This window comes from Streptomyces vietnamensis (genome assembly GCF_000830005.1).
GTDB lineage: Bacteria > Actinomycetota > Actinomycetes > Streptomycetales > Streptomycetaceae > Streptomyces > Streptomyces vietnamensis.
This window is the reverse complement of sequence record NZ_CP010407.1, coordinates 1,677,757-1,697,188: the sequence shown is the minus strand read 5'-3', so window position 1 is coordinate 1,697,188 and position 19,432 is coordinate 1,677,757. Positions and strand designations below refer to the sequence as shown.

Annotated in this window: 19 protein-coding genes; 13 read left to right on the top strand and 6 right to left on the bottom strand. The window is 74.3% G+C overall.

Annotation, left to right across the window (positions count from 1 at the left end):
• The first annotated feature begins 39 nt into the window (after window positions 1-39).
• The 6 genes from SVTN_RS07400 (at window position 40) to SVTN_RS07375 (ending at window position 6,991) form a co-directional block, all read left to right on the top strand.
• Window positions 40-1,683 (top strand): helix-turn-helix transcriptional regulator, encoded by a 1,644-nt coding sequence (locus tag SVTN_RS07400; RefSeq protein ID WP_041133679.1) that lies wholly within the window; start codon window positions 40-42, stop codon window positions 1,681-1,683.
• Between the two features lie 122 nt (window positions 1,684-1,805).
• Window positions 1,806-2,972: a flavin-containing monooxygenase gene (locus SVTN_RS07395; RefSeq protein WP_041128334.1), complete on the top strand. Its 1,167-nt coding sequence runs from the start codon at window positions 1,806-1,808 to the stop codon at window positions 2,970-2,972.
• Window positions 2,973-2,990: 18 nt separating this feature from the next.
• A complete protein-coding gene (locus SVTN_RS07390) occupies window positions 2,991-3,509 on the top strand; it encodes a tetratricopeptide repeat protein (protein ID WP_041128333.1) in 519 nt (172 codons plus the stop codon).
• 118 nt (window positions 3,510-3,627) lie between these two features.
• Window positions 3,628-4,695: a PP2C family protein-serine/threonine phosphatase gene (locus tag SVTN_RS07385; RefSeq protein ID WP_041128332.1), complete on the top strand. Its 1,068-nt coding sequence runs from the start codon at window positions 3,628-3,630 to the stop codon at window positions 4,693-4,695.
• Between the two features lie 362 nt (window positions 4,696-5,057).
• Window positions 5,058-6,398: an NsdA family TPR-like regulatory protein gene (locus tag SVTN_RS07380; RefSeq protein WP_041128331.1), complete on the top strand. Its 1,341-nt coding sequence runs from the start codon at window positions 5,058-5,060 to the stop codon at window positions 6,396-6,398.
• A gap of 62 nt (window positions 6,399-6,460) precedes the next feature.
• Window positions 6,461-6,991 (top strand): NUDIX hydrolase, encoded by a 531-nt coding sequence (locus tag SVTN_RS07375; protein ID WP_041128330.1) that lies wholly within the window; start codon window positions 6,461-6,463, stop codon window positions 6,989-6,991.
• Between the two features lie 152 nt (window positions 6,992-7,143).
• Here SVTN_RS07375 and SVTN_RS07370 read toward each other — a convergent pair whose 3' ends face one another.
• A complete protein-coding gene (locus SVTN_RS07370) occupies window positions 7,144-8,004 on the bottom strand; it encodes a 3-hydroxybutyryl-CoA dehydrogenase (protein ID WP_041133678.1) in 861 nt (286 codons plus the stop codon).
• 200 nt (window positions 8,005-8,204) lie between these two features.
• Here SVTN_RS07370 and SVTN_RS07365 point away from each other — a divergent pair, with 200 nt between their 5' ends.
• The gene (locus SVTN_RS07365) at window positions 8,205-9,440 is read left to right on the top strand and encodes a glycoside hydrolase family 10-like protein (protein WP_245727466.1); all 1,236 of its coding nucleotides are present in this window, start codon (window positions 8,205-8,207) and stop codon (window positions 9,438-9,440) included.
• A gap of 22 nt (window positions 9,441-9,462) precedes the next feature.
• Here the strand turns inward: SVTN_RS07365 and SVTN_RS07360 are convergent, their stop codons facing one another.
• Both SVTN_RS07360 and SVTN_RS07355 read right to left on the bottom strand, forming a co-directional pair.
• Window positions 9,463-9,666, bottom strand: a complete 204-nt coding sequence (locus SVTN_RS07360) for a DUF1918 domain-containing protein (protein WP_041128328.1) — start codon at window positions 9,664-9,666, stop codon at window positions 9,463-9,465.
• Between the two features lie 93 nt (window positions 9,667-9,759).
• A complete protein-coding gene (locus SVTN_RS07355; protein ID WP_078908244.1) occupies window positions 9,760-10,758 on the bottom strand; it encodes a DMT family transporter in 999 nt (332 codons plus the stop codon).
• Between SVTN_RS07355 and SVTN_RS07350 the strand changes: the two genes are divergently transcribed.
• The 4 genes from SVTN_RS07350 (at window position 10,757) to SVTN_RS07335 (ending at window position 14,598) form a co-directional block, all read left to right on the top strand.
• The gene (locus tag SVTN_RS07350) at window positions 10,757-12,193 is read left to right on the top strand and encodes an aminotransferase-like domain-containing protein (RefSeq protein ID WP_041128327.1); all 1,437 of its coding nucleotides are present in this window, start codon (window positions 10,757-10,759) and stop codon (window positions 12,191-12,193) included. The genes SVTN_RS07355 and SVTN_RS07350 overlap by 2 nt on opposite strands.
• A 103-nt stretch (window positions 12,194-12,296) precedes the next feature.
• Window positions 12,297-12,758: a GNAT family N-acetyltransferase gene (locus SVTN_RS07345; protein WP_041128326.1), complete on the top strand. Its 462-nt coding sequence runs from the start codon at window positions 12,297-12,299 to the stop codon at window positions 12,756-12,758.
• A 69-nt stretch (window positions 12,759-12,827) separates the two neighbouring features.
• Window positions 12,828-13,403, top strand: a complete 576-nt coding sequence (locus SVTN_RS07340) for a histidine phosphatase family protein (RefSeq protein WP_041133676.1) — start codon at window positions 12,828-12,830, stop codon at window positions 13,401-13,403.
• A gap of 31 nt (window positions 13,404-13,434) precedes the next feature.
• Window positions 13,435-14,598 carry a methyltransferase gene (locus SVTN_RS07335; RefSeq protein ID WP_041128325.1) on the top strand — a complete coding sequence of 388 codons (1,164 nt, stop codon included), beginning with the start codon at window positions 13,435-13,437 and terminating at the stop codon, window positions 14,596-14,598.
• A 71-nt stretch (window positions 14,599-14,669) separates the two neighbouring features.
• On the opposite strand, the gene SVTN_RS07330 is transcribed toward SVTN_RS07335, so the two are convergent.
• A complete protein-coding gene (locus tag SVTN_RS07330; RefSeq protein ID WP_041128324.1) occupies window positions 14,670-15,074 on the bottom strand; it encodes a VOC family protein in 405 nt (134 codons plus the stop codon).
• 140 nt (window positions 15,075-15,214) lie between these two features.
• On the opposite strand from SVTN_RS07330, the gene SVTN_RS07325 reads away from it, so the two are divergent.
• Both SVTN_RS07325 and SVTN_RS07320 read left to right on the top strand, forming a co-directional pair.
• Window positions 15,215-16,234: an MDR family NADP-dependent oxidoreductase gene (locus tag SVTN_RS07325; RefSeq protein ID WP_041128323.1), complete on the top strand. Its 1,020-nt coding sequence runs from the start codon at window positions 15,215-15,217 to the stop codon at window positions 16,232-16,234.
• Window positions 16,235-16,406: 172 nt separating this feature from the next.
• Entirely contained in the window at window positions 16,407-16,811 is a 405-nt protein-coding gene (locus SVTN_RS07320) for a MerR family transcriptional regulator (protein WP_052499013.1), read from the top strand.
• 7 nt (window positions 16,812-16,818) lie between these two features.
• Here SVTN_RS07320 and SVTN_RS07315 read toward each other — a convergent pair whose 3' ends face one another.
• The gene (locus tag SVTN_RS07315; protein WP_174518241.1) at window positions 16,819-18,417 is read right to left on the bottom strand and encodes an ABC-F family ATP-binding cassette domain-containing protein; all 1,599 of its coding nucleotides are present in this window, start codon (window positions 18,415-18,417) and stop codon (window positions 16,819-16,821) included.
• Window positions 18,418-18,558: 141 nt separating this feature from the next.
• Entirely contained in the window at window positions 18,559-19,374 is an 816-nt protein-coding gene (locus tag SVTN_RS07310) for a sigma factor-like helix-turn-helix DNA-binding protein (protein ID WP_041128322.1), read from the bottom strand.
• Window positions 19,375-19,432: the final 58 nt, after the last annotated feature.

Genomic DNA, 19,432 nt, shown 5'->3' with positions numbered 1-19,432 from the left:
AGACTCCGGCCGTGAGGTGCAATGGTCGTGGGAGACGTCATGGACGTGACCGCGGAACTCGAACGCGCCCGGGACGCCTTCGCCCGCCAGGAGTGGTCGCACGCCTACACCGGGTTCGCGGACGCCGACGACGAACAGCCGCTGGAGCCCGACGACCTCGTACGGCTCGCCACCGCCGCCTATCTGGTCGGACGCGACGCGGAGTGCGCCGCGGCGACGGAGCGGGCGCATCAGGCGTACCTGAGCACCGGCCGGACGGCGCCGGCGGTGCGGTGCGCCTTCTGGCTGGCCGTGCCGCTGCTCCTGCGCGGTGAGACGGCCCGCGGCGGCGGCTGGCTCGCCCGGGCGCGACGGCTCCTCGACGACGCCGGGATCGACTGCGTGGAGCGGGGCTATCTGCTGTTCCCGGAAGGAATGCGGCTCGTCCACAAGGACCCCGCGGCGGCGCGTGCCGCCTTCGACGAGGTCGCCGCGACGGGGGAGCGCTTCGCGGACCCGGACCTGGTGGCCCTGGCCCGGCACGGCCGGGGCCGGGCCCTGATCGCCGGCGGCGACACCTCGGCCGGGGTGGCGCTGCTCGACGAGACCATGGTCGCGGTCGTGTCCGGCGAGCTGTCGCCGCTGGTGACCGGAATGGTCTACTGCAGCACGATCGAGGCCTGCCAGGAGACCTTCGACCTGCGCCGCGCGCAGGAGTGGACGGCGGCCCTGTCCGACTGGTGCGCGGCCCAGCCGGATCTCGTGCCCTACCGGGGCCAGTGCCTGGTCCACCGCTCCCAGGTCCTCCAGACGCGCGGGGCGTGGCCGGACGCCGTCGAGGAGGCGCGGCGGGCCTGCGAACGGCTCTCCGAACCGCCGAACCGGCCGGCGCTCGGCATGGCCTTCTACCAGCAGGCCGAGCTGGACCGGGTGCGCGGCGCGTTCGCCGGTGCGGAGGAGGGCTACCGGCGGGCCGGCGAGTGCGGGCACCGGACACAGCCCGGGCTCGCGCAGTTGTGGCTGGCCCAGGGGCGGGTCGACGAGGCCGTCGCGGCGATCCGGGGCACGGCGGACGAGAGGCGGGACCGGCTGGGCCGGGCGAGGGTACTGACCGCGTACGTGGAGATCGTGCTGGCCGCCGGCGACGTTCCCGGGGCACGGACCGCCGCGGAGGAGCTGTCGCGGATCGCCGACGACATGGACGCCCCGCTGCTGCGCGCGGCCTCCGCCCACGCGCGCGGGGAGGTGCTCCTGGCCGAGGACGACGCGGCGGCGGCGGTCGACGCCCTGCTGGACGCCTGCCGCGTCTGGGGCGAGCTTGAGGCCCCGTACGACCGGGCCCGTTCCCTCGTGCTCCTCGCCCTCGCCCGGCAGCGGCTGGGCGACACGGGAACGGCCCGGCTGGAGTGGGACGTCGCGCGTCAGGTGTTCCGGACGCTCGGCGCGGCCCCCGACCTGGCCCGGCTGGACGCCCTCGCCGACGACCGGCCCCGGGCCGGTGCCGGGCTCAGCCCCCGGGAGCTGGAGGTCCTGCGCCTCGTCGCCACCGGCCGCACCAACCACGCGATCGCCGAAGAGCTGGTCCTCAGCGAGAAGACCGTGGCGCGCCATCTGAGCAACATCTTCGCCAAACTCGACCTGAGCTCCCGGTCCGCGGCCACGGCCTACGCCTACGAGCACGACCTGGTGGACCGCGGCAGGTGACGGGCACGGCGTGGGCAGAACGACCCATCGCCGCCGCGCCGGGGATTGGGGTGTTCTCCCGAAGCCGTGACGGCTCCCGCGTTCCTAGTGTCGATGACACGGAACGAACGAGGAGGCCGACGATGAACCCCACCGACAGGACGGAACGCATCGAGACGGTCGTCATCGGAGCCGGGCAGGCGGGCCTCGCCACCGGGTACCACCTCGCCCGCTACGGCCGGCCGTTCGTGATCCTGGACGGCAACGCCCGCGTCGGCGACAACTGGCGGTGCCACTGGGACTCCCTGCGGCTCTTCAGCCCGGCGCGGGTCGCCTCGCTGCCCGGGATGCGTTTCCCCGCGCCGCCGATGTCCTTTCCCACCAAGGACGAGATGGCCGACTTCCTGGAGACGTACGCCGAGACCTTCCAGCTGCCCGTACGCGCCGGCGAGCGCGTCAGCAGGGTGGGCCGTGAGGACGGCGGGTACGTCGTGGCGACGGGCACGAGGACCTACGTGTGCGACCACGTCGTCGTCGCCTCCGGCACGTTCGGCCGGACTCCCTACGTCCCCGGCTTCGCCGGCGGGCTCGACCCGCGCATCACACAGCTGCACTCCAGCGCCTACAAGAACCCGGCACAGCTGCGGCCCGGCGGCGTGCTGGTGGTCGGCGCCTCGCACTCCGGCGGGGACATCGCGTACGAGGCGGGCTCGGCCGGCCATCCGACCGTGCTCAGCGGCACGATCCACGGCGAGATCCCGTTCGACATCGAGGGCGGGCCGGCGCACGCGATCTTCCCGGTGCTGTGGTTCCTGGCGCAGCACGTGCTGACCCTGCGCACACCGCTCGGCCGCAGGATGCGTCCCGACGTCCGCGCCCACGGCGGGCCGCTGATCCGCGTCAAGCGGGCGGACCTCACCCGCGTCGGCGTCGAACTGGCGCCGGAGCGGACCACCGGCGTGAGCGACGGCCTCCCGGTCCTCGACGGAGGGCGCGTCCTCGACGTCGCGAACGTCGTCTGGTGCACCGGCTTCCGGCAGGACTTCTCCTGGATCGACCTCCCGGTCACCGGCGAGGACGGCTGGCCGCTGGAGCGGCGCGGCGTGGTGGCCTCGTCGCCGGGGCTGTACTTCGTCGGCCTGGCCTTCCAGTACGCCTTCGCGTCGATGCTCGTCGGAGGCGCGGGCCGGGACGCGGAACACGTGGTGGACCACCTGGTGAAGAACCTCGCCGGAGACGCCGTCGACCGCGGCCTGTCTCGGTCTCGGTCTCGGGCTCGGTCTCGGTCTCGGTCGAAGGTCCCCGCCTAGCGTCCGGGGGCGGGCATCGTGGACACGACGACACGGCGGCGGCGGGTGCGCCGGTACCTGGCGCGGGCGCGGCGGCACGGGGCCGAGGGCCGGTACGCCGAGGCCGAGGGCGACCTGCGCGCGGCCCTCCGGCTGGCCCGCACCACGGCCGGCCCCGTCTCCGCCGAGGCGGCCGAGGCGGCGTCGGCCCTGGGCATCCTGCTCGAGGCGCTGGGCCGGCCCGGCGAGGCGGAGGAGACCCTGCTCTTCGCGGTGCACCTCTACGAACGGGCCCACGGCCCCGACGACCCCCGCCTCACTCCGCCGCTGAACGCCCTGGGCGCGGTCCGCCGGCGGCGCGGCGACCTCGCCGGAGCGGAACGGTTCTACGCGCGGGTCGTGGGCATCGCGACCGGCACGGCGGCCCACCCCGAAGGACGGACCGCCCCGCACGGCGGCCCGCCTTGCCTGCACACCCGTACGGGATTCCCCTGCCTGTGCGGGTGGCGCGACGGTGGCGCGGTCCGGCGCGCCGGGGGCGCTCACTCCTTCGGGTGAGATCGCCGAGGGGTGTTCCACGGCGGTCCGCGGGCTCGGCAGAATCGACGCGGCCGCAGGGGCGGACCTGTGTGCCGCAGGGCCTTCGGGCGCTGTCGGGGCTCGGGAAGGGCCGTGCATGATCCGTACCAGGTCGTTGCTCGCCGATGCCTCCCGGCTCCGCCGGCTGGCCCCACTCGCCCTTCCCACCACGTGGGGTGCCGTGGCCGTGGCGTGGAAGTTCGGCTGTCCGCTGGCCCGCCAGCCGGGGCTGCCCATGCGGATCGCCACCAGCGTCGTCTTCCTCACCGTCGGCCTCGGCATGGTGCTCGGCCTCCGCCACGGGCTCGTGCGGGAACTGGCCCGGGTCCGGGCCGTCGCGACCGCCACCCAGCGGGTCCTGCTGCGTCCCCTGCCGGCCCGTCTCGACGGACTCGCGCTGGCCGCCGGGCAGCTGTCCGCCTCCCGGGGCGCGTCCGTCGGCGGGGACCTGTACGAGGCGGTGGCGACCCCCTACGGGGTACGGATCGTCATCGGGGACGTCCGGGGCCACGGGCTCGCCGCGCTCGGCGCGGTGGTCGCGGTGCTCGGCAGCTTCCGCGAGGCCGCCCACGACGAGCCCGAACTCGCCGGTGTGCTGCGGCGCCTGGAGCGGGCCCTGGAGCGGCACCTGCGGGAGCGGGCGCGGGACGAGCACCCGGCGCGGGCCGGTGCGGAGCCCGAGCATCCGATGGCGGAGGAGTTCGTCACCCTGCTGCTCGTGGAGGTCCGCTCCGACGGGCGTCTCGCCGTCCTCAACTGCGGTCACCCCGGCCCGTACCGCCTCGGACACCGGGCGGAGCGGCTCCCGGTCGGGGACCCGCTGCCCCCGCTCGGGGTGCTGCCGCTGCCCGCCGCGATCGTGCCGTACGCGGCGGCCCGGCTGCTGCCCGGCGAGACGCTGGTCCTGCACACCGACGGCGCGGAGGAGGCCCGTGACCAGCGGGGCCGGTTCTTCGCGCTCGACGCCGCCCTGGCCGCGGTGCCCGGCGAGGCGCCCGCCGCCCTGGTCCGCCGGGTCCACGCGGCACTCCTTCACCACACGGGCGGCCGGCTCGCCGACGACATCGCGCTGCTCGTCGTGCGCAACGACCGCGTCCGGGTGCCGGCGCAGCCCGCCGAACCCGGGCTGCGCCGCCCCCGGCCCGCCCCCTCCTCGCACTGCTGAGCGAAGGGGTCCTGGGCCGGCGCCGCCCGCCCCGCCACGGAGTGTCGGGCAGATCAGCGGGGCGGGCGGCGCGGACCGGGCGGCCGCACTGTACGAGGGGGAGCCGGCGGCCCGGTCGTCGCCTTGCGGCGAGAAGCACAGTCAACCGGGGCCGGGACGAGCACGGCAGAGCACGTGGACCGGGAGAACGGGTACTTCGTTCACACCCCGTGCGAAAACACCGTTACGGGTGGCTTCCCTTCGGTTCGACCCGTATGAATTCGGCCACCGCTACGCTGAGTTCACCGAGCGGAGCGGCCATGCAAGTGAGCGGAGCGGCCATGCGAGCGACCGGAGCGGCTATGCAGCCCAACACAGCGGCCATGCAGCCCAACACCCTGCTCGACGCCCTGCTCGACGAGGCGGGCGTCTCGAACGCCGGCCTGGCCGCCCATGTGAACCGGGCGGGCCGGGCCAGGGGCCTCGCCCTGCGGTACGAACACACCGCCGTGGCCCGCTGGTTGAAGGGCCAGCGGCCGCGCGGCCAGGTGCCGGACCTGATCTGCGAGGTGCTCGCCGCCCGGCTGCGCCGGCAGGTCACCCTGGACGACATCGGCCTCGGGGTGCCGGGCGGCCCGCCGCCGGCGGCCGGTTCGCCGCTCTCCGTCTTCGTGGAGCGGGCGGCCGCGCTGTGGCGGTCCGACGAGCAGCAGCGGCCGCACATAGTCGCCGCGCCCGCCGTGACCGGCACCCCGGCGGTGATGCCGGTGTGGGAGTGGGAGAACCCGCCGGAGGACGCGGACGTCTCCCGTACGGGCCGGACGACGGTCTCGGCGGCCGACATCGCCGTCCTGGTCGCCGCCCGGTCGCACTACGAGCAGATGTACCGCAAGGCCGGGGGCATCGCGACCCGCGCCAGGATCGTCGGCTTCCTCACCACCGAGACCGCCCCGCTGCTCCGGGGCGCGTACGGCGACGCGCTGGGGCGGCGCCTGCACCGGGCCACCGGCGGGCTCGTCGCGGTGGCCGGAATCTGTGCGTACGACGCCGATGCGCACGGCCTCGCCCAGCGCTACTTCCACCAGGCGCTGCGGCTCGCGAAGGCGAGCGGGGACCGGGGGCTCGGCGCGTATGTGATCGCGCTCCTCGTCAACCAGTCGCTGTTCATGGGGGAGTACCGGCAGGCGGTGGCGTTCGCGGAGGCGGCGCTGCGGGCGGCGGGGCGGCAGATCACCCCGGCGCTCGCCGCCGATCTGACGGCGATGCAGGCGAAGGCGTACGCGCACCTGGGCGACGGGGCGGCCGCGTTGGCCTGCATCCGGCGGGCCGAGGCGGCGGCGGAGCGGATCAGCCCGGGGGAGGAGCCGGTCGAGACCGGCTACGTCCAGCCGGGGTTCGTCAACGTGCAGGTCGCGGAGGCCCTGCTCGATCTGGGTGATCTCGCCGCGGCCCACGAGCACGCGTCGGCGGCGGTCGGGATGCCCTCGCACGACCGGGGCCGGGTGCACCGGCTCGCCATGCTGTGCCAGATCGAGCTGCGGCAGGGGGAGGCCGACGGGGCGGCGCGGACGGCGGTGGAGATGACGGAGCGGGCGCGGGGGATGGAGTCGCGGCGGCTGCGGGACCGTCTCATGCAGGTGCGGGAGCATCTCCTCGCGAGCGGCGGCGGGGACGCCCGGGAGGCCGCCGCTCTCATCGACAGTGCGCTGCGCGTTCCCCTGTGAGCCGTCAACTGCTGCGATATTGCCACCAAACAAGCACCGACCGATCGGAAGGTGGCAAGAACGTGCAGTGGACGAAACTGAGCGAACGCTCTGTCTATGAGAATCGCTGGTTCCGAGTGAACCTCGCGGACGTCGAACTCCCGGACGGCCGCCACCTCGACCACTATCTGATCCGGCTCCGCCCGGTCGCCGTCGCGACGGCCGTCAACGAGGCCGACGAAGTCCTGATGCTCTGGCGCCACCGCTTCATCACCGACAGCTGGGGCTGGGAACTGGCCGCCGGCGTCGTCGAGGACGGCGAGGACGTCGAGGCCGCCGCGGCCCGCGAGATGGAGGAGGAGACCGGCTGGCGGCCGGGGCCGCTGCGCCATCTCCTCACCGTCGAGCCCTCGAACGGCCTCACCGACGCCCGCCACCACCTCTACTGGGCGGAGCGGGCCACCTACACCGGACCGCCCGAGGACGCGTTCGAGTCCTCGCGGCGGGCCTGGATCCCGCTGAAACAGGTCCCCGACATGATCGCCCGGGGCGAGATCCCGGCCGCCAACATGGCCGCCGGACTGCTCATGCTCCACCATCTGCGCCTCGGCTGAGCCGCGGGGCCGCGGGGCCGGGGGGAGCACGGAGACACGGGAGCGGGATGTGCCGGACGGCCCGTACCTGTGCGGGTGTACGGGCCGTCCGGCCGGAGGGGCGGCGTCAGGGGTCGGACGCCGTCGCTCCGGGTCTGGGTGGGGACCTCGGGTCAGTTGTACGGGTAGAAGCCTGAGCCCGTCTTGCGGCCGAGACGGCCCGCGTCCACCATGCGCTGGAGCAGCGGGGGAGCGGCGTACAGCGGCTCCTTGAACTCGGAGTACATCGAGTCGGCGATCGACGCGATCGTGTCCAGGCCGATCAGGTCGGAGAGCTTCAGCGGGCCCATCGGGTGGGCGCAGCCGAACTCCATGCCGTTGTCGATGTCCTCGCGGCTCGCGATGCCCGACTCGAACATCCGGATCGCCGAGAGCAGGTACGGCACGAGCAGCGCGTTGACCACGAAGCCGGAGCGGTCCTGGGCGCGGATCGCGTGCTTGCCGAGCACCTTCTCCGCGAAGGCCTGGGCGCGGCTGATCGTGCCCTCGGAGGTGGTGAGGGCCGGGATCAGCTCGACGAGCTTCTGCACCGGGGCCGGGTTGAAGAAGTGGATGCCGATGACCTGGTCGGGGCGGGAGGTCGCCACGGCCAGCTTCACCAGCGGGATGGAGGAGGTGTTCGAGGCCAGGATGGCGTCCGGCCGGGTCAGCACCTGGTCGAGGACCTGGAAGATCTCGGTCTTGACCTGCTCGTTCTCCACGACCGCCTCGATGACGAGGTCGCGGTCGGCGAACTCGCCCAGGTCGGTGGTGAAGCTGAGACGGGCGAGCGTCGCATCCCGCTCCTCCTCGCTGATCTTGCCGCGTTCGGCGGCCTTGTTCAGCGAGTTGTAGAGCCGCGTGCGGCCGATCTCCAGCGCCTCGCCGGTGGTCTCGGCGACCTTCACCTCGAGCCCGCTCCGGGCACACACCTCTGCGATGCCCGCGCCCATCTGGCCGCAGCCCACCACTCCGACGCGCTCAATGTCGGCCATGGAGTCCGTCACCTCGTGCCTTTCGCTCTTCTCCGGCGGCGGGGGGCCCGTGTGATTCCGGGTGCGTCCGCCTCTACCCCCATGACGTTACCGCTCATTAACCGATGATCGATCGTCCGAGGTGGGCATGCTGTCCGGGTGCGTGTGACGTATCCGACAGAGGAGGGGTACAAGTGCGGCTTATCGGCAGAAGAAGGTTCGTGGCCGGCGCCGCCGGAGCGGCGCTCGCCGTGACGGGAACGACAGGAGCCGCGGTGGCGGGAGCGGCGGCCGGTGCCGCGCAGCCGTTACGGGGGAAGCCGCACCGCGGGCGGGAGTTCCGCGGCATGTGGCTGGCGACGGTCGCCAACCGCGACTGGCCCTCCCGCGCCGGGCTGACCGCCGAGCAGCAGCGCGCCGAGCTCCTCCGCCACCTGGACACGGCCGTCGAGCGCCGGCTCAACACGGTGGTCCTCCAGGTCCGGCCGACCGCCGACGCGCTGTGGCCCTCGCCCTACGAGCCGTGGGCGCAGTACCTGACCGGCACGCAGGGCCGGGACCCCGGCTGGGACCCGCTGGGCACGGCCGTCGACGAGGCCCACGCGCGGGGTCTCGAACTGCACGCCTGGTTCAACCCGTACCGCGTGGCGAACCACACGGACCCGGGCCGGCTCGCCGCCGGTCATCCGGCCCGGCTCCACCCGGAGTGGGTACTGCCCTACGGCGGGAAGCTCTACTACAACCCGGGGCTGCCCGAGGTCCGGAGCTTCGTCCAGGACGCCATGCTGGACGCGCTGCGCCGCTACGAGATCGACGCCGTGCACTGGGACGACTACTTCTATCCGTACCCGGTGGCCGGACAGGTCTTCGCCGACGACGAGGCGTACGCCCGGTACGGCGGGGACTTCCCGGACAGGGCCTCCTGGCGGCGGAACAACACCGATCTGCTGGTCTCCGAGATGTCCGTCCGGATCAAGGAGACCAGGAAGCACACGGCGTTCGGCATCAGCCCCTTCGGGGTCTGGCGGAACATCGCCACCGACCCGGAGGGCTCGGACACCCGCGCCGGTGTCCAGACGTACGACGACCTGTACGCCGACACCCGGAAGTGGATCAGGGAGGGCTGGATCGACCACGTGATCCCGCAGCTGTACTGGAACATCGGGCTGCCCGTCGCCGACTACGCCAAGCTGCTGCCCTGGTGGGACGCGGTGGTCCGGGACACCGGAGTCGGTCTCTACATCGGCGAGGCGCTCTACAAGGCGGGCGATCCCGCACAGCCCGCGGCCTGGCAGGACCCGCGGGAGCTGTCGCGCCACCTGGAGCTGGCCCGCAGGTACCCCTCGGTCGGCGGTCACTGCTTCTTCTCCGCGAAGGAGGTCGCCGCGGACCCGATCGGGGCGATGACCACCGTGGTGGCCGATCACTACCCGACCGGGGTCCGTCCACCGAGGTAGGGACTCAGCCGGTCGCGGGGGCTCAGCCGGCCCCCGCCTCCGGGCGATGGCGTACGACGGAGTCGGGGCCCGGCGACACCAGCGCCTCGTGACCGTCGTCGTCGAACTTCACGCGGTACGGGGGAGCGCCGTTCTCCCCCAGTACCTGAAGGACCTCGGCCGTGCGGTCGTGGTGACCGACGGTCCGGCCGTGTACCAGCAGCTTGTCGCCCTTGCTCGCCTGCATCGGGCTGACCTCCTCGCGACCGGGCTTGTCCTGTTCTGTACTGCGCAGGGCCTTTCCCTGTCATTGTGACCCGCTTCGCCCGGATTCGTCGCGTCAGCTCTTCGCCCGCTGGGTGACCGCGATGCAGACCAGGACGGCCACCGCGGCCGTCGGGGCGGCCAGCGGCAGGTCCTCGCCGAGCAGGAAGACCGACCAGAAGAGGGTGAGCAGCGGCTGGGCGAGCTGGAGCTGACTGGCCTTGGGGATGCCGATCGCGGCCATGCCGCGATACCAGACGTACAGGCCGAAGAAGGTGGAGCCGACGGCGACCCAGACGAGGCCGATGACGCCGTGCGCGTTCAGGTGGACCGGCTCGATCGACAGCGTGACGGCCGAGGCGGCCACCATCAGCGGCAGGCAGAGGACCAGGGCCCAGCCGATGACCTGCCAGCCCGGCATGAGCGCGGCGAGCCTGCCTCCCTCGGTGTAGCCGGCCGCGCACACGAGCAGCGCCCCGAAGAGGTACAGGTCGCCCGTGGAGAACGCGCCGCCGCTCTGCTGCAGCGTGAAGCCCAGCACCACGACGGCGCCGGAGACGGCCGCGATCCAGAAGGCACGGGACGGCCGGCGCCCGGTCCGGACGGCGGCGAGGGTGGCGGTGGTGAGCGGCAGGAGGCCCACGACCACGGCGGCGTGCGAGGTGGTGGAGGTCTGCAGGGCCAGCGTGGTCAGGAGCGGGAAACCGATGACGACACCGCAGGCGACCACCGCGAGGCCCGCCCAGTGGCGGCGCTCGGGCAGCGGCACCCGGCCCGCGAGGAGGAAGGCGCCGGCGATGAGCGCGGCGAGGGTGGAGCGCACGGCCACCAGCGACCAGGGGCCGAAGCTCTCCAGGCCCCAGACGGTGGACGGGAAGGTGAGGGAGAAGGAGACCACGCCGAGCCCGGCGAGCAGGGTGCCGCTGGTCCGAGGGGTGGAGGCGGCGGGAGCGGCGGCAACGGCCGGGGCGGTGGAGACGGCCGGGGCGGTGGTGTCGGCGGACCCGGTCCGGGGGGATCCGGTAGCGGTGACCGCTATCGCCGTCGGGGCAGTAGCGCTATCGTGTGCTCTCATGCATGAGCGTAGCAGTGTCGCGGAACTGGCGAAAACCCTGAAGGCGGAACTCAACCGCTACTCTCCTGGCGGGAAACTGCCATCGAGTCGGGCGCTCGTCGAGCGCCATCGCGTCTCCCCGGTCACCGTCAGCCGAGCCCTCGCCCAGCTCGCCGCCGAAGGACTGGTCGTCACCCGCCCCGGCGCCGGCGCCTTCCGCGCCGAACCGCGCACCCCCACCCCGGTCGCCGGGGACACCTCCTGGCAGGAGGTCGCCCTCAGCGCCGACACCGCCACCGAACTCGTCCCCCGGGCCGTCGACGCCTCCGGCGTCCTCGTCACCCTCTCCGCGCCCCCGCCCGGCGTGATCGAGTTCAACGGCGGCTACCTCCACCCCTCCCTCCAGCCCGAGAGCGCCCTCGCCGCCGCCCTCGCCCGGGCCGGCCGCCGCCCCGGAGCCTGGGGCCGACCGCCCACCGACGGCCTGCCCGAACTGCGCGAATGGTTCGCCCGCGAGATCGGCGGCAGCATCACCGCCGCCGAGGTCCTCATCACCGCGGGCGGCCAGTCCGCGATCAGCACCGCCCTGCGCGCCCTCGCCCCGCCCGGCACCCCCGTCCTCGTCGAGTCGCCCACCTACCCCGGCATGCTCGCCGTCGCCCGCGCGGCCGGACTCCGCCCCGTCCCCGTGCCGACCGACGCCGACGGAGTGCGCCCCGAACTCCTCGAAGCCGCCTTCCGCGCCACCGGCGCCCGCGTCTTCGTCTGCCAGCCGCTCTTCCAGAACCCGACCGGGACCATGCTGCGACCCGAGCGCCGCCGGGAGATCATCCGCATCGCCCGCGCCGCCGGAGCCTTCGTCATCGAGGACGACTTCGCCCGCCGCCTCGTCCACGAGGACGCGGGGCCGCTCCCCGCACCGCTCGCCGCCGACGACCCCGACGGCGTCGTCGTCCACGTCCGCTCCCTCACCAAGATCACCTCGGCGAGCCTCCGCGTCGGCGCCCTCGCCGCCCGCGGCCCCGTCCTGGAGCGCCTGCGCGCCATCCAGGTCGTCGACAGCTTCTTCGTCCCCCGCCCCCTCCAGGAGACCGCGCTCGAACTCGTCGGCTCCCCGGCCTGGCCCCGCCACCTCCGCGCCGTCGCCCAGGAGCTCAGGAGCCGCCGGGAGGTCATGACCGGCGCCCTCGCCCTCCACCTCCCCGAACTCGCCCTGCCGCACATCCCCTCCGGCGGCTATCAGCTCTGGCTGCGCCTCCCCGACGCCCTCCCCGAGGCCTCCCTCCTCGCCGCCGGCCTGCGCGCCGGAGTCGCCGCCGCCCCCGGCCGCCCCTACTTCTGCGCCGAACCCCCCGCCGGCCACATCCGGCTGAGTTTCGCGGGTGTCGCGGGCCCCACGGAGATCGTCGAGGGCGTCCGCCGCCTGCGGACGGCGGTCGACGAACTCGCCGGCTGACCGCGGGGGCGGGCCGCGCCGGGACCCGGCACGGCCCGCCCCAGGTCCCTGGCCCCGGGCAAATTCGCCTGACAAGCCCGCACGCCCCTGGAAGCCTTCGCCCATGAGCGACAGCACCACCACCGACACCCCCGGCGACCCCGTCATGCACGGGGCGTACGAGATCTCAGCCGACCCCGCCCGGATCGACGCGGCCCGCGTCCACCACTGGCTGTCCACCGACGCCTACTGGGCCCTCGGTCGACCTCGGGAGAAGCAGGACAGCGCCATCGCCGGCTCGCTGAACCTCGGCGCCTACCACCGGGAGACCGGCGAGATGAGCGCCTACGCGCGCGTCGTCACCGACTACGCCACCTTCGCCTGGCTCTGCGACGTCTACGTCGACCGCCCGGCCCGCGGCACCGGCCTCGGCACCGCGCTCGTCACCGCCGTCCGCGACCACCTCGCACCGTACGGACTGCGCCGCATCATGCTCGCCACCGCCGACGCACACGGCGTGTACGAGAAGGTGGGTTTCACGCCACTGCAGAATCCGGACAAGTGGATGGCTCTCGGGCAGCAGTGAGCCCCCTCCCCTTTGGCCCCGCCACATGACCCCTTGACCAGCGGGGCCACCGGCCTCACGATCGCGGCCATGAGTCTTCGGGTGACGCTCGTCACAGCGGCACGCAGCTCCTCCCTGCTCGCCGAACGCTTCGACGACGACCGGCCACTGGACGAGGCCGGCTGGTACGAGGTGCAGCAGGCCGCGCCCGCGCTCATCCCGCTCGGCGCGGCCGAACTGCGCTACTGCTCCCCGACCCCGCGCAGCCGCGCCACCGGCACCGCCCTCGGCTACGCGCCCCTCGCCCAGCCCGCGCTGCGCGACTGCGACATGGGCCGCTGGCGGGGCCTGACCCTCGCCGAGGTCGCCGCCCTCGAACCGGCCGCCGTCGACGCCTGGCTCACCGACCCCCGCACGGCCCCGCACGGCGGCGAACCGCTCCTCGCCTTCATCACCCGCATAGGGAACTGGCTGGACACCCGCCCCGCCGAGGACGGCTCCATCGTCGCCGTCGCCGAACCCTCCGTCGTACGCGCCGCCCTCGTGTACGCCCTCAAGGCACACCCCGCCACCTACTGGAACGTCGACGTACGCCCCCTCTCCACGATCACCCTCACCGGCCGCCCCGGCCTCTGGCACCTCCAACTGGACGCGGCCCTGCGCTGACGGCCCCGGGACCGGCTAGCCTGGCTTCACGATGAACCGTTTGAGCACGTCATGGGGCGCCTTCACGCTGACCCGCTTCCCCGAGGACCCGCGCGACCAGCTGCGCGCCTGGGACGCGTCCGACGAGTACCTCCTCGGGCACCTCGCCGAGACCGGGACCGACCTCTCCGGCACCGTCGCCGTCCTCGGCGACCGCTGGGGAGCCCTCGTCACCGCGCTCCAGGCCGCGGGACCCCGCGAACTCGTCCAGATCACCGACTCGTACCTCGGCGGGCAGGCCACCCGGGCCAACCTCGCGCGCGCCGGGGCCGCCCCGGACGCCGTCCGGCTCCTCACCACCCAGGACCCGCCGCCCGAGCGGATCGACGTGCTCCTCGTCCGCGTCCCCAAGAGCCTCGCGCTCCTGGAGGACCAGCTGCACCGGCTCGCGCCGGCCGTGCACGAGGACACCGTGATCGTCGGCACGGGCATGGTCAAGGAGATCCACACCTCCACGCTCAAGCTCTTCGAGCGGATCCTCGGCCCCACCCGCACCTCGCTCGCGGTGAAGAAGGCCCGGCTGATCCACACCACCCCCGATCCGTCCCTCACGCCCGGCCCGAACCCGTGGCCCCTCCGGTACGCCCTCCCTCCGGACACCCCCGCGCCCGGTCTCCCCGGGCTTACCGTCACCAACCACGCCGGCGTCTTCTGCGCCGACCGCCTCGACATCGGCACCCGCTTCTTCCTCGCGAACCTGCCCGGCGGTCTCGGCCGGGCCCGCGTCGCCGACCTCGGCTGCGGCAACGGCGTCGTCGGCCTCGCCATCGCCCTCCACGAACCCGAGGCGGAACTGGTCTTCACCGACGAGTCGTACCAGGCGGTCGCCTCGGCCGAGGAGAACTTCCGCGCCCACGTGGGCCCGGACCGCAAGGCCGAGTTCCTCGTCGGCGACGGGCTCACCGAGCTCGCCCCCGGCTCGGTGGACCTCGTCCTCAACAACCCGCCGTTCCACAGCCACCAGGCCACCACCGACCGCACCGCCCGCCGCATGTTCGCCGACGCGCGGCGCGTGCTGCGGCCCGGCGGCGAGCTGTGGGTCATCGGCAACCGGCACCTCGGCTACCACGTCACGCTCCGCCGGATCTTCGGCAACAGCGAACTCGTCGCGAGCGACGCGAAGTTCGTGGTCCTGCGCGCGGTGCGCACCGCCTAGTCCGTCAGGCCCGGTGCATCAGACCTGGTTCATCGGGCCTGGTTCATCGGGCCTGGTTCATCGGGCCCGGTTCATATGGACCAGCTCCGGGAGCACAGGACGAGCCGGTACCCGTCCGGGTCGGCGACGGTGACCCCGTACTCGTCCCAGTACGGGTTGTGGGCGGGCACCCGGGTCCCGCCCGCGGCGATCAGCCGCTCCACCTGCTCCTCCTCGACGGGCGCGCCGAGGTAGACGACGAACAGGTCCTCGACGGTCGGCGTCGGCTCCAGCGGGTGCTCGGGATCGAAGGTCAGCTCGAAGTGCCAGCCCCCGCCCGGGGGTCCGACCATGAGCAGATCGTGCTTCCCGGGCACCCGTTCCGTGCTCCGCCACTGCACCTCGAGGCCGAGCCCGTCGACGTAGAACCGCTCGGCGGCGGCGAGATCCCGCGAAGGGCGGGCGACTCGTACATGGGTCTTCGCATCGATGATCATGCCTCCAGGCTAGAGCGGGCCGACGGCGGTGGCACTCGGGGATTCCCCTCTCCCGTCACGGACTTGACCCTGACGCGCGGGTCAGGGTTTACGGTCCCGCTGACCCGACCGACCCTCCTCCTGGCCTCCTGGAGCGCCCCATGCCCACCCACCGCGAGATCCGGCTGCGCACCCGACCCGAGCGCGGCCTCCCGGCCCCCGAGCACCTCGCACTCGTCCAGACCGACCTGCCCGTCCCGGCCCCCGGCGAAGTCCTCGTCAGAAACCGCTGGTTCGCGGTCTCCGCCGCGGTGCGGACCCTCATCGGCGGCGGACTGAAGGGGGCTCCCTTCCCGCCCCTCGAACCCGGCGACCCCCTCGTCGGCGCGGCCGTCGGCGAGGTCGTCTCCGCCCCGGACGACAGCGGCCTGCGCCCCGGAGACCTCGTCTCCCACTGGCACGGCTGGCGCGAGTACGCCGCCGTGCCCGCGGCCGGCCGCACGCCCCTCGGCGACTCGCTGCCCGACCCGGTCGCCCACCTCTCCCAGGGCCGGACCGCGTACGCCGCCCTCACCCGTGGCACCGAGGTGCGCGCCGGGGACACGGTCCTGGTCACCGGCGGTGCCGGCGCCGTCGGCACCATGGCCGGGCAGATCGCCCGGCTCCTCGGCGCGGGCCGGGTGATCGGCAGCACCGGCTCACCGGCCAAGGCGGAGCGGCTCGTCACCGAACTCGGCTACGACGCGGTCGTCGTCCGCGGCGCCCCCGCATCCTTCCCCGCCCAGCTCGCGGAAGCCGCGCCCGAGGGCGTCGACGTCCTCCTCGACACGGTCGGCGGCGAACAGCTGAGCGCGGCGGTCGCCGCCGCCCGGCCCGGCGCGCGGGCCGTCCTCGTCGGCGCCCTGTCCGGCCAGCTCGATCCGGAGGGGACCGGCGCCACCGCGCGCGTGGAGCTCGATTCGTACCCGCTCGTGCTCAAAAGGGTTTCCCTGCGAGGCTTCAGCCCGCTCGATCACCCGGAGACGGAAGCCGAGTGGCGGGGCAGGTTCGGCGACTGGCTGCGCGCCGGGGAGATCACCTTCCCGCACGTCAGGGTGGCGGGCATGGATCGGGCCGCCGAGGCGTTGCGGGAGGTGATGGAGGGCCGGCATCTCGGCACGGTCGTGGTCGAGTTGCCGTGACGGCGACGGCGACGGCGACGGTGACGGCGGCGGCTAGGACAGGGACGGCGGCAGGGACAGGGGCAGGGACGGCGGTGGGGACGCGGACGGCGACGGCAACCGGCGTGGCCGCACCGGCAACCATGGCCACGCCCCGCGGCCGCGATCGTCCCCGGGACGAAGGGCGGACGGCATGCGGATCGGTGACGCGGCGGCAGCGGCGGGGACCACGCCCCGGGCCCTGCGCCTCTACGAGCAGCGCGGCCTCCTCCCGCCACCCGACCGCACCCCCGCCGGCCAGCGACGCTACGGCCCGGACGACGTGGCACGCGTCCGGATCGTGCGGGAACTCCTCGCCCTCGGCCTGACGATCGAGGACGTACGCGCGTGCGTGGACCGCCTGTCCCTCCTCGACGTGGACGCGATCCGCTCCCGCCGGGTCCCCGAGGGCGTCTGCGTGCGGGCGTCCCCGGTCGTGAGCCGCCGGCTCGCGGCCCTCGACGCGGAGATCGCCCGTCTCACACGTCAACGCGACGAACTGGCGGCCCGCACAGCCCCGCCGCCGCACCCGGAGACCCCCACCACCCCGACCGGCTGACGGGCATTCACGCCAGGGTGACCAGCCCCCGGTACTCCGCGCTCCACAGGTCCTCGTCCGCGTCCGGGAGCAGCAGGACCCGCTCCGGGCGCAGCGCGTCGATCGCGCCCTCGTCGTGCGTGACCATCACGATCGCGCCCGGGTACGTGCCCACGGCCGCCAGGACCTCGTCGCGCGAGGCGGGATCCAGGTTGTTGGTGGGCTCGTCGAGGAGCAGCACGTTCGCACCGGAGTGGACCAGGGCGGCCAGTGCGAGCCGTGTCTTCTCGCCGCCGGAGAGCACCCCGGCCGGCTTGTCGGCGTCGTCGCCCCGGAACAGGAACGCGCCGAGCACCGCCCGTACCTCACCGTCCGTCAGGTGCGGAGCGGCCGCCGCGAGGTTCTCCCGGACCGTGCGCTCCGGGTCGAGCGTCTCGTGCTCCTGGGCGAAGTAGCCGAGCCGCAGTCCGTGCCCGCGCACCACCCGCCCCGCGTCGGGGGCCTCCTGTCCGGCGAGGAGCCTCAGCAGGGTGGTCTTGCCGGCGCCGTTGAGCCCGAGGACGACGAGCCGGCCGCCCCGGTCCACGGCGAGGTCCACCCCGTCGAGCACCGGCCGCTCCCCGTACGCCTTGGTGAGCGACACCGCGCCCAGCGGCGTCCGGCCGCAGGGCGCGGGCTCCGGCAGCCGGATGCGGGCGACCCGCTCGGCCTGCCGTACCGGGTCGAGGCCTGCGAGCATCCGGTCGGCCCGGCGGGCCATGCTGCGGGCCGTCGTCGCCGTCGCCACGCGGGACTTCATGCGGTCCGCCTGCGCGTGCAGGGCGGCCGCCTTCCGCTCGGCGTTGGCGCGCTCGCGCACCCGGCGCCGCTCGTCGGCGTCCCGCTGGGCGAGGTACGCCTCCCAGCCGGTGTTGTGGACGTCCAGCGCGGCCCGCTGCGGGTCGAGGTGGAAGACCCGGTTCACGGTGTCGGCGAGGAGCCGCACGTCGTGGCTGATCAGCACGAGTCCGCCCCGGTGGGCGGCGAGGTGGCCGCGCAGCCAGCCGATCGAGTCGGCGTCGAGGTGGTTGGTCGGCTCGTCGAGCAGCAGTGTGCCGTCCCGCCCGTGACCGGCGAAGAGGATCCGGGCCAGTTCGACCCGGCGCTTCTGCCCGCCGGACAGCCGGCCGACGGGCCGGTCCATGAGTTCGACGGGCAGGCCGAGGCCGGCGGCGACCCGGGCGGCCTCCGCCTCCGCCGCGTACCCGCCGCCCGCCTCGAAGGCGGTCTCGGCGGCGTCGTACGCGGCGAGCGCCCGCGCGTCGGGCGCCTCGCCGAGCCTTCGGGCGGCCTCCGCGAGCCGCCGGACCGCCCGGTCCAGGCCGCGCGCGGACAGGATCCGGTCGGTGACGGTCACGGCGGGGTCGGCGGCCCGGGAGTCCTGGGCGAGATGGCCGACGGAGCCGGTACGGGTGACGGTCCCGGCGGCCGGGGCGCGCAGCCCGGCCAGGGTGTCGAGGAGGGTGGTCTTGCCGGCGCCGTTGCGGCCGACCAGACCGATCCGGTCGCCGGGGGCGACGTGGAAGGAGACGCCGGACAGCAGGAGCCGGGCGCCGACGCGCACGTCGGCACCACGAACGGTGATCATGGGATAACGCTCCGAACAAGCTTGAGGACACACGGGTGGCGTGGGTGCGGGTCCTCAGCTAGGAGATTCGGGGCGTAGACATGCCGTCGAGGCTAACGAAGCCGGCCCCCGGACGCACCGGAATTTCGCCCTGTCTGCGCCTCAGGAGTCGGGAAACGCCAGGTCGAGCGCGCGCACCCGGTCCTCCCCGGTGGTGAGCGAGAGGGTGACGATCCGGTCCCGCCGGAGGGTGGCCGCGAACGCCGAGACCGGCCGCCCGGCGGCGAAGCCGACCGCCCCGACGGCCCCGTCGACCAGCGCCGGCCGGGACACGTCCGCGCATCGCGTGAAGGCGGCGGCCGTCTCGGCGACCGCGGCGACCCCGTGCACCGGGCCGTACTCGGAGTACGCGACGACGTCCGGGTCGAGGACGGCCACCAGCGCGCGGGCGTCACGCGCGCGTGCGGCCGCCAGGAACAGGTCCACCACGGCGCGCCGCCGTTCCTGCTCGCCCTCGGTACGGGCCGCCCCGCCGCCCCGGATCCGCTCCCGCGCCCGCCGGGCCAGCCGAGCCGCCGCCCCGGGGGAGCAGCCGAGGATCCGCGCGGTCTCGTCCGCGGACAGCCCGAACACGTCGTGCAGGACATAGGCGAGCCGCTCCTCGCCCTCGAGCCTCTCCAGCATCACGAGCAACGCCAGCCACAGGGAGCCGAGCTCGGGACCCCCCGGGCCCCCCGCCCCCTCACGCCGCCCGGGCCCTCGCTCCTGGAGCCTTCGTACGGAGGCCTGCCCCACGGCCGCCGTCAGCCACGCGCGCACCGTCGCACCGTCGTCGTGCCGGAGCCCCGCCCGGGCAGCCGCGAGCGCCTCCTCGGCCTCCGCCGGCGACCCCGTGATCCGCAGGGCGACGGCCCGCAACTGCTCCTCGTGGGCGTCGAACCGCCCGGTCAGGGCGGTCAGAAACGTGTCGTCGTGCATGGCGCCTCACTCCTCGTCGGTTCCGTCACCGCGTTGACGCGAGGACCCGCCGGGATGT